Source organism: Tardiphaga sp. 172_B4_N1_3 (assembly GCF_052076035.1).
Lineage (GTDB): Bacteria > Pseudomonadota > Alphaproteobacteria > Rhizobiales > Xanthobacteraceae > Tardiphaga > Tardiphaga robiniae.
Genome location: NZ_CP197238.1, coordinates 4515887 through 4531281, shown reverse-complemented (window position 1 = coordinate 4531281; position 15395 = coordinate 4515887). Strand labels below are relative to the sequence as shown.

The window sequence follows — 15395 nt, the reverse complement described above, 5'->3', positions numbered from 1 at the left end:
CCTCTTCAAGTTCTTATTTTAGTCGATATCTGGCGCGGCAGGTGATCGCGCTGGTCAGGGATTATCACGCCGTAACGCTTCCAGCGCTATCGCGGCGGCATTCTTGATGTGCTGGACGCAAGCCTGCTCGGCGCCATCTTGGTCGCCGGCCTCGATCGCGACAAGGATGGTCTCGATTTCGGCAAGACTGCGGCCGATGCGATTGGACTGGGTCATCGACGTCATGCGCAGCACCGTGACGCGGTTCAGCAGCATCTTCAGAAAGCGTTCGACGAAAACATTGCCGCAGCCTTCGAGCAGCGCAGCATAGAATTCAGTCTTGGCGGCCAACAGGTCGCTGCGGTCTTCCTGACCGGCAACGGCGCCCATCTGGACGAACTGTTTACGCAATCGTCCAATGATTTCCGGATCGCGCAGCCGCGCACATTCACGGCCGGCATAACCCTCCAGCAGCGCGCGCAGATCGTAGAGCTGCTCGGCTTCCTCGACGCTGATGGTGCTGACGATGGGGCCGCGATGCGGGATCGTAGTGACAAGGCCCTCTGCCTCCAGTTGCCGGAGCGCCTCGCGGATCGAGGTGCGGCCGACGCCGACCTGCTCGCACAGCTCACGCTCGATCAGCCGCTGGCCGGGCTTGAACAGCCCGCTACCGATTGCAGAGCGCAGTCTGTTTTCAACCAGCAGTCGCAGGCTGGTCGATTCCCGCGAGACATTCAGGTCCGATTCGATCTTTGCCATGCGTCAAGTTGACCGCCTATCAGACAATCTGTCAAGCTGCTTGACCGCTCGTCTGTTTTATGTCGAATTGGCGATGAAGCCGCAAAGGCCGTTCTGCATTCGGAGAAAACGCCCATGTCCAAGACAACCTCCCATCGTGGTGGCCTGAGCCGACGTTCGCTGCTCGCCGGAACCGCGTCTCTGCTGGCCAGCCCGATGATTGTTTCGTCGGCACGCGCGCAGGCGAAGCCGGTCAATATCGGCGTGATCATGCCGCTGTCGGGCGCCAATGCGCAGTTCGGCATCAATTCGCGCAACGGCATCGAGCTGGTCGCCGATGAGATCAACGCAGCCGGCGGCATCAAGGCGCTCGGCGGTGCCAAGATCAATTTGATCGTCGCGGACGCGACCTCGACACCGACCACCGCGGGCACCGTTGCGCAGCGCCTCATTACCCAGAACGAAGTGACGGCGATCCTCGGCGCATTCGCATCATCGCTGACCATCGCCATTTCGGAAGTCACGGAACGCCGTGACATTCCGCTGCTCACCATGTCCTTCGCGGACCAGATCACCGGCCGCGGTTTCAAGAACATCTTCCAGATCGTCGCCAAGGCATCTGCGCTCGGCAAGGCGCAGCTCGACTACACGCTGGCGATTGCGCAGGCATCCGGCGCCAAGATCGACAAGATCGCGATCATGTATGAGGACACTGCCTATGGCACTGCGCAGGCGGCCGGCCTTCGTGCCGCTGCCAAGGCAGCCAATATCGACATCGCGATGGACGATGCCTATCCGCTGGGGATCACCGACACCACGCCGTTGATCAACAAGCTGCGCGCGTCCGGTGCCCAGGCCGTCTTCCCGGTGTCCTATCTCAATGACAGCCTGCTGCTGATCCGCACCATGCGCCAGCAGCGCATCACGATTCCGGCCATCGGTGGCGCGGCCGGCTATGTTATTCCGGATTTCGAGAAAGGCCTCGGCGAATTCGCGGAGAATGTGCTCTCGATCGCGCCAGCCAATTACGATCTCGCGCCGGATCTCACCGAGCGTTTCCGCAAGCGCTTCGGCTATTTCATGGTGCATGAGGCGCTGGAACACGCCGTCGCGCTCGACGTGCTGGTGCAGGCGATCGAGAAGGCGAAGTCGGCCAAGGCCGAGGACGTCACCATGGCGCTGCGCGGCGCGAAGTTCACCGGCGGCTGGACCAAGGCGATGACCGGCGGCGCCGTCGAATTCGACAGCACTGGCCTCAATATCCTGTCGGTTCCCGTCATGGCGCAATGGCGCAACAAGGAGCTCGTCACGGTCTGGCCGAAGGATGTCGCCAAGGGCACGGCGGTCTGGAAGTCCTGACGAACTGAAGAAAGATCGCAGTGTCATTTCTACAAGCAATAATCGACGGGTTGTTGGTTGGTGGCGTTTACGCCGTCATCTCCATCGGCCTGACGCTGGTCTATGGTGTCATGGGCATCGTGAATTTCGCGCAGGCGGAATTCCTGATGATCGGCATGTTCGTGTCCTGGTTCGCCTGGGCTTATCTCGGCCTTGATCCGGTGCTGGCCGCGCCGCTGTCCTTCGCGGTGGCGTTCGGCATCGGCTGGCTGGTGCAGGGGCAGTTGATTGCGCGCGTGTTGAAGGCACCGTCGGTAGCGCAGATCTTCCTCACCGTCGGACTCTTGATCGTCATCGAGAACGGATCGCTGTTGCTGTTCGGCTCGCAGTTTCGTTCGGTGACCTCGTCCTACCAGACCATGTCGCTGTCGCTCGGCGCGCTGTTCATCAGCGTGCCGTATCTGATCGCCTTCGGCATGTCGCTGGCTTGCGGCCTGGCCCTGTGGTGGTTCATGCGCACGAGCTGGTTCGGCCGCGCCATGCGCGCGACGGCGCAGAACCCGATGGCCGCGCAGCTGATGGGGATCGATACAGCATTGATGTACAAGATCGCATTCGCGCTCGGCGTCGGCCTCACGGCTTTCGGCGGCGCGGTGATCCTGCCTTATGTCACTGTATTCCCCGGGGTCGGTGGCCAGTTCGTCGTGCTGATGTTCACCGTCGTCGTGCTCGGTGGTCTCGGCAGCGTTGCGGGTGCCGTCGTTGGCGGGCTCGCGGTGGGCGTCATTCAGGCATTGTCCTCGCTGTTCTTTCCGATCCAGTTGCAGAACCTCATTCTGTTCATCGTCTTTATCTTCGTGCTCGCGGTGAGGCCGCAAGGCCTCGTGGGAGCATCCCGATGAAACGCTGGATCGCAATTCTGGCTGTGATCGCCATTGCGGCTGTGTTGCCGCTGCTGCTTAGCCCGACCGGATACTGGATCCGCGTGCTCACCTTCACGCTGCTGTTCGCGGCGATGGCGCAGGTCTGGAATATCATCGGTGGCCTGGCCAATCAGACGTCGCTCGGCCACGCCGCCTTCTTCGGCATCGGCGCCTATACGTCCACCATCCTGGTGCTGAAATTCGGCATCAGCCCGTGGATAGGCATGTTCGCCGGCGGCTTCCTCGGTGGCATCGCCGCGCTGATCATTGCCGTTCCGACCATGCGACTGCAGGGCCATTACTTTGCTCTGGCAACGCTGGCGTTCGGCGAAGTGATGCGCGTCATTGCCAATGTCTGGACATCGCTCACCGGCGGACCGGTCGGCCTCTCGGTGCCGTTCGTGCCGCCCAGCATTGCTGCCTATTCGTTCAAGCAGCTATTGCCGCATGCCTATATCGCGCTGATCGCCTTGATCATTGTGACGGTCATTTTTGAATGGATTCGGCGCAGTGCCATGGGCTATCGGCTGCGCGCCATCAAGGAAAACCCGGCCGCTGCGGAAGTGATCGGCATCGACACCACCAAGGTGAAGCTGCAGACCGCTGTGATCTCCGGCGTGCTGATGGCCATGCTGGGCACGCTCTATGCGCAGGTCGCGGTGTTCTTCGATCCGGATACGGTGTTCAGCGCCGCCTCCATCTCCATTCGCGTCGCTTTGATCGCCATTCTGGGCGGCGTCGGTACGGCGATCGGTCCGATCCTCGGCGCATTGTTCATCATCCCCGTGGAGGAGCTGATGAACGATCTATTCTCGTCGGGCGCGGCGGGCCTGTCGCAACTGATCTTTGGCGCCATCCTGATCGCCGTCATTCTGTGGCGTCCACGGGGCTTTATCACGGTGTTCGACTCGTTGATGGCACGCTTCTCGAAGAAGGCACGCTCATGACCATTCTCGATGTGCGTAGCATCTCGCGTCGTTTCGGCGGCCTTCAGGCGCTGTCCGACGTGACGTTCTCGGTACCGAAAGGCCAGATCGTCGGCCTGATCGGGCCCAACGGTGCCGGCAAGACGACGTTCTTCAGTACGCTGGTCGGCCTCATTCGCCCGGACAGTGGCTCGATCCAGCTCGACGGCACCAGCGTCGTCGGCCAGAAGCCGCATAGGGTTGCGGCGCTTGGCATGACCAAGACGTTCCAGAACGTGGCGCTGTTTGCCGAAAGTTCGGTGCTCGACAACGTGCTCACCGCAGGCCTGTTGCGCCACGATGTCGAGACTGCGCGCAAGGAGGCGTTGATCTGCCTCGACCGCGTCGGGCTCAAATCCGTCGCCCACAAGCTTGCGGGCAATCTCTCGTTCCCCGAGCGCGCGCGTGTCGAACTGGCACGCGCATTGTGTACCGGCCCGAAGGTGCTGCTGCTCGATGAGGTGATGGCCGCACTCAATCCGGTGGAGATGCAGGAGATCATGGACCTGATCCGCTCGCTGCGCGACGACGGCATCACGCTGCTGGTTGTCGAGCATCATATGCGCGCAATCATGACGATCTGCGATCGCATCCTGGTGCTGAACTTCGGCCGCCTTCTAGCCGATGGTACGCCGGAGCAGGTGGCGAACGATCCGGTGGTGGTGGAAGCCTATCTTGGCCGTTCGATGGAGGCCCACAAATGAATGCGTCTCAGCCATTGCTCGAGATCAAGGGCCTCAATGCCGGTTACGGCGAGATCGAAGTCCTGCACGGCATCGATCTACAGATGTTCGAAGGCGAGTTCGTCTGCATCATCGGCGCCAATACTGCGGGCAAGAGCACGATCCTGCGCGCGATCTCGCGCCTTGTGCCGCATGTCACCGGCACGTTGCGTTTTGCCGGCAATGATCTGTCAAGCCGCGCCTCGCATGATATCCCCACGCTGGGCATCGCGCATGTTCCCGAAGGGCGTCATGTGTTTACGGATATGATGGTGGAAGAAAACCTCATGCTCGGTGCCTTCACCGCACGGCATGCCAAGGATCTGTCGTCGCGCATGGAAGGCATCTTCGAACTGTTCCCGCGTCTGCGCGAGCGGCGCGGTCAACTGGCAGGCACGCTCTCGGGCGGCGAGCAGCAGATGGTCGCTGTCGGGCGTGCGTTGATGCTTCAGCCGAAGCTGTTGCTGCTGGACGAACCGAGCCACGGTCTGGCGCCGAAGGTCGTCGAAGAAATGCACGATGCCTTCACCAAGATCCACAGCCGCGGAACGTCGATCCTGCTGGTCGAGCAGAATGTCGGGCTGGCGCTCGATGTTGCGACACGCGGTTATGTGCTGGAAAGCGGTCGCATCGCCCTGCAGGGCACGTCTGCAGAATTGAATGAAAATCCTGCCGTTCGCGCGGCCTATCTCGGCATATGATCGAGTCAGACGGGCGAACGACGTCGAATCCCGGCAATCGCAAATGGAAGGAATAAACATGAGCTACGATCAGAACATCACACTCGGCGGAATGTTCGACATCGGTCTTGCCGCGCGGCGCGAAGTTCTCGGCGCGGCCTATGTCGACAAGTCGATGCAGTCGACCAATGACTTCATGATGTCGTTCCAGCACATCACCACCGAATGGTGCTGGGGCTATGCGTGGAATCGTCCGGGCCTCGATCGCAAGACCCGCAGCATGCTGAACCTCGCAATGCTGACGGCGCTGAACCGCGCGCCGGAAATCAAGCTGCACACGCGCGGCGCAATCACCAATGGCGTCACGGTTGACGAGATCAAGGAAGTGCTGCTGCACGCCACGGTCTATTGCGGTATCCCGGCCGGCCTCGATGCCTTCAAAGCCGCCAACGAAGTACTCAAGGAAATGGGCAAGGTGGAGTAGGTCGCCGGCCTAACAACGACACCTCAAACGCAAATTCAACAGTCCGCTTGATCTGCGCAAGATCAGGCGGACTTCGTTATTCGCGGCGATGATACGCACAAGAGCAATTGGCGCAGATATCTACGCCGAGCGCTTCTGTTGTACCCATGCCAGCCCAAGCAAACTCAGGCAGCGGGCTTGGATGCCGTGGTCGTGGACGCCGCTGGTGCTGCCTGAGCCTGGGGCTCGGTTGTGGCCTTGGCGAGCGCGTTCCTGAGCGCCTGCTCCTTGGCATCGTCCAGGGACGTCTTCAGCACGGTGCCGCCGGCGTCCTGGATTTCCTTGAGCACCTTGTCTGCGGTGATGCTCTTGATGAGAACGAACAGCGCCGCATTTCCCGGCTGAAGATTTGCCGATAGTTCCTTCATGAAATCATCGTTGATGCCGTAATCCGTCAGTGCGCCGCCCAATGCACCGGATGCGGCGCCCAGTGCCACGCCGAGAAGGGGATTCAGGAACAACACGCCGATCAATAATCCCCAGAAGCTGCCGGAGGCCGCACCGGCCATGGTGGTATTCATCAACTGGTTCAGCTTGACCGGGCCGGCTTCGGTTTTCACCGCGATAACGGCATCGCTGATCGTGATCAGATATTCCTTCTGCAGCTTGAACAGACGCTGCCGCACCTCTTCGGCTTTTGCTTCGGATGGATAGATGATCGCAACGAGATCTGACATTTCTATTCCTCCTGACTGAGAGATTTCTATGGTGCCACGTGGCCTTCGTCGTTGATGGTTCCTTCTGCCGCTATGCTGCCTTGGTTCTCAGTTGCCATGCGTAAGCGAGCCACGCCAAACCGTGGGAGATCATGTCGACGGCCAGCAGAGAGCCGAGGACCCACAGGCCCGTCCTGGGAAAACCTGTCAGAATAACCAGACCTGCCAGAACGCCGAACAGTCCTGAAGCCAGCATGATCCAGCCCCCTTTGCTCCAGCGGCTAAATCCAAGCAGCGCGCGAATGACGCCGGAAACCAGCAGCAATATACCGAGGACATAGGTGAGGATGATCGCGCTGGCGACGGGCTGTTGCACCAGAACGATGCCGAATGCGACGTAGAGAATGGCGAGGAGGATCTGCCACAGAAATCCTCCCCATCCTTTCGTCCAGAACGCATGGATCATTTCGAACACGCCGGCGGCAATGGCCGTCCAGCCGATGAACAGCGTGCTGATGACGGTGGCGAGAACGACATCGCCGAGGATCAGGAGCCCGGCCAAAATTAGAACGATGCCAAGCAGTACGCATATCCAGAACGGCGGTGAAGACAAGCCGGTGACGCTTACCGAGGAACTATTGCCATACGTCGTCATCTTGTCCTCCCGCTCCTGCGCTGCTTTTGCGCTATGATTTGAGGCCGCCCGTGTCACTGCGCATGCGCTTCATACCATCAGCGCCAAGCGCAGACGCGGCGACCATGGCGCCACCAACATACACGGCGACGACGTCGCCACGATCGATGCGGGTGGTGAAGGACCCTGCGTGGCGGCCGGCCCGCCACAACCACCTGGGCGTTTTCGGTGAGCGGCTCCAGCTTGTTGGCAAGGTCTTTCTGCAGCGGGATTGGCGCGGCCTTGGCAGTCGTAAGAAAGACGCTCGTGCCAAGGCCCGTGGCGACCGCGCTGAACAGAAGGCCCTGCAAGAGGTTTCGCCGATCCATCGCTTCCATAGAACTTCTCCTTTCACGAATAGAAAAGGAACGTCAGGGATATAAGGAGGCGCCGGAACTGCACGGCAGAGCCGATAATCGTAGCGACTCCGAATAGCGACGGCATCGCAAGATCAACGGTGAGGCGCGGACGTGCATGGGCCCGCAAATGGCAGTCGCGAATGATAGTTCGCCCATGAAAGCTGTTGTGAAGCGGCGATGGGTTTCAGGCGCCAGCCCTTGAACAGTCTCCGACCAGGTCGATTGCCCAGTCGGGACATCAGGCCGTTCAGCCTGTGTTGCGATCGATTGCGAGTCCATGGGACTCCGTTCCGGCTTTTTATCAGCCTGATTTTTGATATCGCACGGGGCGAATGGATATTACCAAAGGCGTAGTCCGTCAATCAGAACGGGAAGATGCGCTCCATATGGGTATGCCTCGCTGTCTCAATTTTCAGGAGTCTTGAACCGCCTAATCAGATCTGCATGCCTGCTGCAACATGTTCGAGAAATTGAGTGATATTTTCAGTGACCTGTCTCTATTTGCCGCGCTCATCTCTCGCCATGCTTCGGTAATTACATCATACGAGCGGTGATGTTGCATCGGGTCAAACCCTGACGCGCGCGGATGTCGTCGAAGATGTGATAGCGTCACTCTGGTGACAGGAACATGCCTGCTCACAAGAGGCGATGCCATGAAGAGAGGGGATGCGGGAGACGACGAGCCAACGAAGGAGTGGAACAGGGAAACGATCGACCCGCGCCAGGGCGACATCGAGGACGATGCCGCCAGTCCTGAACAGCGAACCCTGCTCTCGATGGCCGGGAGCCTGCTTGTTGAAGTCAGTCTGCCGAAGCTCCTGTTTGCCTGGACAGTATCGTTGTTATTGCCGGCGGTGTCGTTGGGTCTCGCGGCATTGGTTGCTTCTGCCTGGCTCTCAACTCTGTCGGACAAGGTTCTCGTCCTGACCGAGATTGGCGCGTTCCTGGTGGCGATCGGGATCATCGCGCTGGGGTGGATCGGCTGGAAGCCTCTGTTTCGGTTCGCCGAGACCAACTTCTGGTCTCTTAACGCGCTTGCCATCCAGCCCGGATATGTCTTCGGCCGCGAAGGCCTGCAGCATCTGACGGAGAAAGTGCTGGGGAGACATCTGACCGTGCATGGCAGAGCGCGGCTCCGCGCGGTGAATTCGGCCGCGGCAGGAATCGCCATCTCCATCTGCGCTGTGGCGGTCGCGATGTGGGCGTGGCCAGCCTCGCGCTGGACAGGAAGCCTGGAAGATCTTGGTGTTCCCCATCGTTTGATCATTCCGACGCTGGCAAATGCCGCAGTCCTGATATGCGGCTACCTTGCCGGCGCATCGCTTGTCTGGGGCCTGGCCGATGCCCGTATGGCACAGCCGGTGGATATTGTCGCGTTCGATGCAGCGCCGGCACACACCAGGATCTGGCGCGTGGCTCACTTGTCGGACCTCCATGTGGTTGGCGAACGATACGGGTTTCGCATTGAAAGCGGGCGCGCCGGGCCGCAGGGGAATGAGCGTCTTGAGCAAGTGATGGTGCGGCTGGCCGCCATTCACGCCGTTGATCCGCTCGACCATGTACTGATCAGCGGAGACATGACCGATGCCGGACGGGCGACCGAATGGGCAGAGTTTCTGGACGTCCTGTCGGGCTATCCGGATCTCGTCGCGCGCACCTTCGTGCTGCCCGGAAATCACGATATCAACATCGTGGACCGGGCGAATCCGGCACGGCTGGATCTCCCGTTCAGTCCGGGCAAACGGTTGCGACAGGTCCGCACGCTTTCGGCCATCGCTGCCATTCAGGGCGATCGTGCGTTTGTTGTGAAAGACGGGAAAGGCCATACAACGACACTGAACGACGCGTTGGCGCCGTATCGCCGTCAGATGGCCGACTTCGCGGACCTCGGTGGCCTGCAGCGCGCAGCCCGGTTGCGTGGGGTCTTCGATGATTTGTATCCGATGGTGGTTCCTCCTCTGGAGGAGAATGGCCTCGGCATAGCGCTGCTCAATTCCAATGCCGAAACACATTTCTCCTTCACCAATGCACTTGGCCTCGTCTCGATCGAGCAAACCCGTCGGCTGGAGGCTTTTATCGCTCAGTTCCCGAAAGCGCGCTGGATAATCGCATTGCACCATCATCTGATGGAGTATCCGATGCCAGTGACCGCGTTCGCTGAACGCATCGGCACGGCTGTGATCAACGGCAGCTGGTTTGTACGTCGGTTGGAGGCCTTTGCCGATCGGGCCGTCGTCATGCACGGACATCGCCATATCGATTGGATCGGCACCTTTGGATCGTTGAAGGTCATTTCGGCGCCGTCACCGGTCATGGGCGCTGCCGATGCGGCCAGCACGCACTTCTATATTCACAGGCTTGCGGCAGGGCCGGGTGAGCAGCTTTGCTTGCTTGAGCCGGAGCGGATCGACGTGCTGGCGGGCGCGCTTGACCATGCGGATGCAGCGGAGGATACGACCGCCAGATCATCGATCGCGTAATGCGATCACTCGCAATCGTCTGCGGAAATGTATCGACCAGAAAATAGCGCCGGGCCGCATCGCGTCGTAACTATTCGAATCGAAATCGAGTCAGCTTGTGAGTTGGCCTGACGTGGCGATCTTGCGGCGCTGAATAGCAACTGCCATATTCTCGCGCAGAAAGTGGAGGCTCCCATGATCAAGAAAGCCCTGCTTGGACTTTTCGGTGCATCCCTTTTGCTTTGCGTTTCATCGCTGCCGGCTTCCTCTGCCGCATTCAGGGCAGGAACGCTGACATGTATGAGCAACGTCCGGATTGGATTGATTATCGGTTCACGTCAGACGTTGCGATGCGTGTTCAGGGTACGAAATGCGTCACGGCAGTACATCTATGAGGGAACGGTACGCCGCATCGGCCTGGATCTCGGAGTAACTCCGTCGAGCGCGTTGGTCTGGCGGGTCTTTGCCCGAAACTCACAGGTCGGCCGGGGTACGCTCCGTGGAAATTACGTCGGCGCGAGTGGCAGTGTGGCGTTTGGCCCGGGTCTGGGCGCTAATGTTCTGATCGGGGGATCTCGCAGGACCGTGATGCTCCAGCCACTGTCGCTTGAGCGCCAGATCGGCGTGAGCCTTGCCGCGGGAATAGCGACGCTGACGTTACGCTAGCGTCACTCGACTGATCTTTGTTGCCGGCGCAACCGCAATTGTCGCTCGCTCGGAGGTCGCGGCATGGCGTGCAAGCGTGGTCGCCCTCTGCGGTGCAGTGTCTGTCCTTGAGTTTGCCGCGGTTGTTCGACGTTGAGCGGTGACGCTGGTGTCTTCAGGCGGTTGGTGCGGACATCGTCTCGAATTGCTTCAGAATCCAGTCTTTGACCGCGCTCGACGGAGTCGCGAGGGTCTGCAGTCGCGGAGAACGCAGCGCACAAGAAAATCAGCCCTGAACCTGCCGCAGCAATAAAGCGCTTCATGACATCTCCCAACAAGGATCGCTCCCACGGAAACTCTTAAATGAAAAAGCTGCGCATCTCCATGCGGCCTAACGCAGCTTCCTGGTTTGTCAGATCCGCTAATCGTCGCTTAGCCCAAGGCGCCGGCGAGCTGCTTCGATGTCCGATGTATCTTCGTCCGATGTGTCTTCGTGACCGGCAACCGGATCGCCCGGCGAGGCAGGCCGTGAAGACGCCGTTCGCTCCGATCGACGCGTATCCGTCCGGAGCGACCAGAAAGCCATGGCAAGGCCGATTACGAAGACCACAACCAGAATCAGAAAGAGCGCCGATTGCTTGATCCAGGAAATCGCGGGAACTGCCAGAGCCATCGAGAGGCCGAGAAAGCCCATTTGCAGCGACATAAGGTTCAGGCCGGCGAGAAAGGTGCCAAGCGCCAGCAACATCAAAAGCACGAGACTCGTCGCAGGCGCAGGCAGAAGCTGTTGAACGCCTGCCAGCAGCATGATGTTCATCGTAACAAGAACAGCGATCCAGTGAAGCGCTTGCGTCCATACCAGTCGAACCCGAGCCTGCCTGTCATCGAGCTCGGTCCATTCGGTCACGACGCATACAACGCCAATTGCGAGGGCGAGGAACTCCCAATAGCCAATGAGCGGTTTGCCTGAAAAATTCGTATAGGCCACACCCGCAATTGCAAGCGCGAGGATGGCGAGAAAGGGTAGCTGCCTGAGTACGATGCTTCTCGTTCTGAAGCGAATGTCTTCAGTATGTCGACCCGGTGGCAAATCCAGTTCACTCATCGACGATCCAGTCGCAATTCTGTCCGCTGTCGCGAACTCCGAAACGGCGCGGCCTCCTTGAAAAAGCTAGCCTAAGCTTCTGTGAGGCCGATGCGATATCGGATGATCACCTTAGGGGACCTAGGAGATTTCCCGATGAGTTCGCAGGTGCCATTCGTTTCCAGCCTGGGTGAGGCGTCGCCGGACGCAACAAGTGCGGGCGCAATCGGCGTTCCCTAATCTGGATCCTGCATCTCGCCCTAGGGGAAACACCTGATTGTACTGGTGGTAGCGTCAATGATCTGCTGGGATTTCTCGGCTCGTCGGACATTCCCTGCGACCGCCGCGCCGGCACGCCTCGTTGCTCGAAGACGATCGAGAAAGGTTATGAGAAACCGTTCGACCGAAGGGGCACAAGTCGGGCGAATAGAAATGAAGCTTCGCAAGGTATCGCAGCTCTTCGATACGCTCGATCCGTCTCCGTTCCGCGAGACTGATCTCGCGCTACAGGCTGAGGATTATATCGTTGATCGCGTGCTGGAGTTTTCCGACCGTGTCCCAATTGAAATCGTCATCTATCTGCCGCCTGACGAACTGCGAAAAACGCACGTATCCGATATCGCTGCCGCCGTCAGATACTACTTTGGCCTTCGAAGCCAGGCCGTCTCGCGTGAACTGAGCGAGTTATTCAAGACCGGCCGGCTGTCACTCGTCGTCGGAATGGTGATCCTTTTCATTTGCCTCTTGCTCGGCTGGGTCTTCGCTCAGCGAATGACGGAGGGACCGTTCTCAAGAGTTCTGTCAGAGAGCTTTCTTATTCTGGGCTGGGTTGCGATCTGGAAGCCTTCGGAAATCTTTCTTTACGCCTGGCCACCCGTTGCAGCTCGCAGAAAACTCTTTGACCGGCTTTCCAGGGCGGCTGTTCTGCTCGATGTGGACGACACCGTGTCGCCGATTGCAGAAGGTGCGAACGGATAGCCGGAACGATCTCGGAGGGACCCGGAAACGGTGCCCTCCTATTGCTGCGCCAATACCGGTCCTTCTTCATTCGACCGATCGTCTTCGAGCGTCAGGTTCAATAGAAAAATGGGAACATCATCCAATTCATCCGATCAGAAGCTCTCGCGCGGCGCGTTGATTGCGCTCGTGGTCGGCTCGATGGTCGGCTCCGGGATCTTTGCATTACCATCGGCATTCGGTCGCGCCACGGGCGGTCTCGGCGCCCTGATTGCCTGGTGCATTGCCGGCACCGGAATGCTGATGCTCGCTTTTGTCTTTCAGACGCTGTCCCGGCGTCGGCCCGATCTCGATACGGGCATTTTCGCTTATGCTGAAGCTGGCTTCGGCGACTATGCCGGCTTTGCATCTGCGGCCGGTTACTGGATCGGATGCTGCCTTGCCGATGTTGCGTGTCTTGTGCTGATCAAAGCGACATTGGGACAGTTCTTTCCGGTGTTTGGCGACGGCACCACGCCCGTTGCGATCGTGGCCGCGTCGTTGCTGCTCTGGAGCGTTCATATCCTTATCCTCCGGGGCATCAAGGAAGCTGCTGCGCTCAATACGATTGCGACATTCGCGAAGATGATACCGATACTCCTGTTCATCGTCGTTGCCGCTTTTGCGTTCAAGGCCGACGTCTTCGCACTTAATTTCTGGGGCGGTGAGGAGCCGAGCTTTGCCAGTGTGTCGAGCCAGGTTCGCAACACGATGCTCGTCACCGTATTCGTGTTTGTGGGGATCGAAGGAGCAAGCGTCTACTCGCGCTACGCAAAGGACCGCAACGATGTCGGGATCGCGACGGTTCTGGGTTTTCTCGGTGTGCTCGCTTTGCTTGTCCTGGTCACCATGCTGTCCTATGGAATTCTGCTCCGCCCGGAGCTGAGCGCGCTCGCGACGCCGTCGATGGCGGGCGTATTGGAAGCGATCGTTGGGCCTTGGGGCAAGGTATTCATCAGCATCGGCCTGCTGATCTCCGTGCTTGGAAATTATCTATCCTGGTCATTGCTCGCCGCCGAGGTTCTCCATTCCGCAGCCGTCAGCGGCACGATGCCGCGCTTCCTCACGCGCGAGAACATCAATAAAGTGCCCGCAGGGGCGCTGTGGCTTACCAACTGCCTGATCCAGCTTTTCCTGCTCGTTACCTATTTTGCTGAATATGCCTTCACGCTGGCATTGAAGATGACGAGTTCAATGACGCTCATTCCCTATCTGTTTGTCGCTGCATACGGACTTAAACTCGCATGGACCGGGGAAACATATCAGACAGAGACGCGTAGCCGCGCTATCGACTGGGTGCGCGGTGCGCTCGCCACGATTTACGCGGCTGTGATGATTTACGCAGGCGGTCCCACCTTCCTGCTGCTTTCGGCACTTCTCTATGCGCCGGTCACGATCCTGTTTGTGATCGCGCGGCGGGAACAGAAAGCGACGGTCTTTGCATCTGCCGAAGGAATCCTGTTCGGAGCGATCCTCGTGGCAGCGGCCGCTGGCCTCTACAATCTTGCGATGGGCAATATTTCCATCTAGTCGGAGTTTCCCGCCTTTACCTAAGGTCAGGACCGTCGTTCAGGTTATCTCCCAGGCAGTCCTCCACATAGAGTCGAAGAACGGCGACGCGCCCGATCGCGAATAGCGGCATCGCAAGCGCAATTCCCAGGACGCCGAACAGAGAGCCGAGCAGGACGATGGCGACCAGCGTCCATGCGGGCGGCAGCTCCACCGCGCGCCGCTGAATGAGCGGGCCGATCACATAGCCCTCGATGGATTGAATAACGGTGTAGATCCCGATGGCCCAGATCACCATCGAGGGGCCAAGCGGCATTGCCACCAATCCCACGGGGATACTGGCCAATATCGGCCCGAGATAAGGCACGAAGTTCGACAGGCCGGCCTGCAGGCCGAGCAGAAATGCGCTTGGAAGGCCGAGCAAATAGAGCGCCAGCCACACGCAGGCGGTCATCAGGACGATCCGGATCAATTGCCCCATGAGCCATGAGCGCAGCACGGCGCCCATTTCATCCAGAACAGAGCGCATGCGCTCACGCGAGGAGGGCTTGACCAGCAATACGACACCGTCGCGATAGGCCTGCGGATCGAGCGAGAAGAGAAGGCCGAGAAATATGATGACGAGCGTATTGGCAAGAAAGCTCGAGGCGGTCCCGACGGCCGATTGAGCGTGGCCAAAGAGCTTGTCGTGATCGGGAAACCAGCGGGAGAAGTCGCGCCCTCCGTCCGGGCCGAACAGATCCACGCCAAAAGCCAGAAGGCGTTGTTGCAGGACATCCAGTTGTGCGTCCATGACGCGCATCAGGATCCGGGCCTGCTCGGGGATTTTTCCAATCCCCCATATTGTCCCGAGCACGATCACTGCAGTCAGGATGACGATCACGATGGCTAGCCGCCACGCGCGCCCGATCGGAATGTATCGACCAAGCGACCGAGCGCAGGCATCGAGAAGCGATGCAAGCAGGATCGCCGCAAATATGATGAGAAGGCTGGACGACGCGCGCCAGGCGAGGAAGATGCCGCTGGCAACACCCAGAATAACGAGTGCTCCTCCGAGGGTCAGCCGCCGGCCGGCGTTCGCGCCTGCCGTCGGAAGATCCCCACTTCGAACGTCCTTGGCTAGGATGGCTTGATCCACTCTCGGCT

Annotated in this window: 15 protein-coding genes; 10 read left to right on the top strand and 5 right to left on the bottom strand. The window is 59.5% G+C overall.

Annotated elements, in window-relative coordinates; genetic code table 11:
• Nucleotides 1-54: 54 nt before the first annotated feature.
• Nucleotides 55-738: a GntR family transcriptional regulator gene (locus tag AB7783_RS21410; protein WP_231078820.1), complete on the bottom strand. Its 684-nt coding sequence runs from the start codon at nt 736-738 to the stop codon at nt 55-57.
• Between the two features lie 114 nt (nt 739-852).
• Here AB7783_RS21410 and AB7783_RS21405 point away from each other — a divergent pair, with 114 nt between their 5' ends.
• Genes AB7783_RS21405 through AB7783_RS21380 form a run of 6 tightly spaced genes read left to right on the top strand, consistent with a single transcriptional unit; the run spans nt 853 to nt 5829 of the window.
• Nucleotides 853-2076 carry an ABC transporter substrate-binding protein gene (locus AB7783_RS21405; RefSeq protein WP_120287479.1) on the top strand — a complete coding sequence of 408 codons (1224 nt, stop codon included), beginning with the start codon at nt 853-855 and terminating at the stop codon, nt 2074-2076.
• A 20-nt stretch (nt 2077-2096) separates the two neighbouring features.
• Complete coding sequence (locus tag AB7783_RS21400; RefSeq protein ID WP_441278756.1) at nt 2097-2957, top strand: branched-chain amino acid ABC transporter permease; 861 nt, start codon at nt 2097-2099, stop codon at nt 2955-2957.
• The gene (locus tag AB7783_RS21395; protein ID WP_441278755.1) at nt 2954-3925 is read left to right on the top strand and encodes a branched-chain amino acid ABC transporter permease; all 972 of its coding nucleotides are present in this window, start codon (nt 2954-2956) and stop codon (nt 3923-3925) included. The genes AB7783_RS21400 and AB7783_RS21395 overlap by 4 nt, the downstream gene beginning before the upstream one ends.
• Nucleotides 3922-4647: an ABC transporter ATP-binding protein gene (locus AB7783_RS21390; protein ID WP_184512290.1), complete on the top strand. Its 726-nt coding sequence runs from the start codon at nt 3922-3924 to the stop codon at nt 4645-4647. The genes AB7783_RS21395 and AB7783_RS21390 overlap by 4 nt, the downstream gene beginning before the upstream one ends.
• On the top strand, nt 4644-5366 hold the full coding sequence (locus tag AB7783_RS21385; protein ID WP_441278754.1) for an ABC transporter ATP-binding protein: 723 nt from the start codon (nt 4644-4646) through the stop codon (nt 5364-5366). Before AB7783_RS21390 ends, AB7783_RS21385 begins: the two co-directional genes overlap by 4 nt.
• Nucleotides 5367-5424: 58 nt before the next feature.
• A complete protein-coding gene (locus AB7783_RS21380; protein ID WP_170849614.1) occupies nt 5425-5829 on the top strand; it encodes a carboxymuconolactone decarboxylase family protein in 405 nt (134 codons plus the stop codon).
• A 164-nt stretch (nt 5830-5993) separates the two neighbouring features.
• Here the strand turns inward: AB7783_RS21380 and AB7783_RS21375 are convergent, their stop codons facing one another.
• Both AB7783_RS21375 and AB7783_RS21370 read right to left on the bottom strand, forming a co-directional pair.
• Nucleotides 5994-6545 (bottom strand): DUF1269 domain-containing protein, encoded by a 552-nt coding sequence (locus AB7783_RS21375; RefSeq protein ID WP_089263522.1) that lies wholly within the window; start codon nt 6543-6545, stop codon nt 5994-5996.
• Nucleotides 6546-6615: 70 nt separating this feature from the next.
• Nucleotides 6616-7179, bottom strand: coding sequence for an HdeD family acid-resistance protein (locus AB7783_RS21370; protein ID WP_441278753.1), 564 nt, complete (start codon nt 7177-7179; stop codon nt 6616-6618).
• Nucleotides 7180-8209: 1030 nt separating this feature from the next.
• Here AB7783_RS21370 and AB7783_RS21365 point away from each other — a divergent pair.
• Nucleotides 8210-10036: a metallophosphoesterase family protein gene (locus AB7783_RS21365; RefSeq protein ID WP_441278752.1), complete on the top strand. Its 1827-nt coding sequence runs from the start codon at nt 8210-8212 to the stop codon at nt 10034-10036.
• A gap of 174 nt (nt 10037-10210) precedes the next feature.
• Nucleotides 10211-10681, top strand: coding sequence for a DUF992 domain-containing protein (locus AB7783_RS21360; protein ID WP_441278751.1), 471 nt, complete (start codon nt 10211-10213; stop codon nt 10679-10681).
• 400 nt (nt 10682-11081) lie between these two features.
• Here AB7783_RS21360 and AB7783_RS21355 read toward each other — a convergent pair whose 3' ends face one another.
• Nucleotides 11082-11765: a hypothetical protein gene (locus AB7783_RS21355; RefSeq protein WP_441278750.1), complete on the bottom strand. Its 684-nt coding sequence runs from the start codon at nt 11763-11765 to the stop codon at nt 11082-11084.
• A gap of 411 nt (nt 11766-12176) precedes the next feature.
• Here AB7783_RS21355 and AB7783_RS21350 point away from each other — a divergent pair, with 411 nt between their 5' ends.
• Complete coding sequence (locus AB7783_RS21350; RefSeq protein WP_441278749.1) at nt 12177-12722, top strand: hypothetical protein; 546 nt, start codon at nt 12177-12179, stop codon at nt 12720-12722.
• A 108-nt stretch (nt 12723-12830) separates the two neighbouring features.
• Nucleotides 12831-14270 carry a basic amino acid/polyamine antiporter gene (locus AB7783_RS21345; RefSeq protein WP_441278748.1) on the top strand — a complete coding sequence of 480 codons (1440 nt, stop codon included), beginning with the start codon at nt 12831-12833 and terminating at the stop codon, nt 14268-14270.
• 16 nt (nt 14271-14286) lie between these two features.
• Here AB7783_RS21345 and AB7783_RS21340 read toward each other — a convergent pair whose 3' ends face one another.
• On the bottom strand, nt 14287-15387 hold the full coding sequence (locus AB7783_RS21340) for an AI-2E family transporter (RefSeq protein ID WP_441278747.1): 1101 nt from the start codon (nt 15385-15387) through the stop codon (nt 14287-14289).
• Nucleotides 15388-15395 lie beyond the last annotated feature (8 nt).

Excerpts from the sequence above, each read along its gene's own strand:
- AB7783_RS21410 (WP_231078820.1), bottom strand. The coding sequence starts at position 738 with ATGGCAAAGATCGAATCGGACCTGAATGTCTCGCGGGAATCGACCAGC.
- AB7783_RS21405 (WP_120287479.1), top strand. The coding sequence starts at position 853 with ATGTCCAAGACAACCTCCCATCGTGGTGGCCTGAGCCGACGTTCGCTG.
- AB7783_RS21395 (WP_441278755.1), top strand. The coding sequence starts at position 2,954 with ATGAAACGCTGGATCGCAATTCTGGCTGTGATCGCCATTGCGGCTGTG.
- AB7783_RS21390 (WP_184512290.1), top strand. The coding sequence starts at position 3,922 with ATGACCATTCTCGATGTGCGTAGCATCTCGCGTCGTTTCGGCGGCCTT.
- AB7783_RS21385 (WP_441278754.1), top strand. The coding sequence starts at position 4,644 with ATGAATGCGTCTCAGCCATTGCTCGAGATCAAGGGCCTCAATGCCGGT.
- AB7783_RS21380 (WP_170849614.1), top strand. The coding sequence starts at position 5,425 with ATGAGCTACGATCAGAACATCACACTCGGCGGAATGTTCGACATCGGT.
- AB7783_RS21375 (WP_089263522.1), bottom strand. The coding sequence starts at position 6,545 with ATGTCAGATCTCGTTGCGATCATCTATCCATCCGAAGCAAAAGCCGAA.
- AB7783_RS21370 (WP_441278753.1), bottom strand. The coding sequence starts at position 7,179 with ATGACGACGTATGGCAATAGTTCCTCGGTAAGCGTCACCGGCTTGTCT.
- AB7783_RS21365 (WP_441278752.1), top strand. The coding sequence starts at position 8,210 with ATGAAGAGAGGGGATGCGGGAGACGACGAGCCAACGAAGGAGTGGAAC.
- AB7783_RS21360 (WP_441278751.1), top strand. The coding sequence starts at position 10,211 with ATGATCAAGAAAGCCCTGCTTGGACTTTTCGGTGCATCCCTTTTGCTT.
- AB7783_RS21355 (WP_441278750.1), bottom strand. The coding sequence starts at position 11,765 with ATGAGTGAACTGGATTTGCCACCGGGTCGACATACTGAAGACATTCGC.
- AB7783_RS21350 (WP_441278749.1), top strand. The coding sequence starts at position 12,177 with ATGAAGCTTCGCAAGGTATCGCAGCTCTTCGATACGCTCGATCCGTCT.
- AB7783_RS21345 (WP_441278748.1), top strand. The coding sequence starts at position 12,831 with ATGGGAACATCATCCAATTCATCCGATCAGAAGCTCTCGCGCGGCGCG.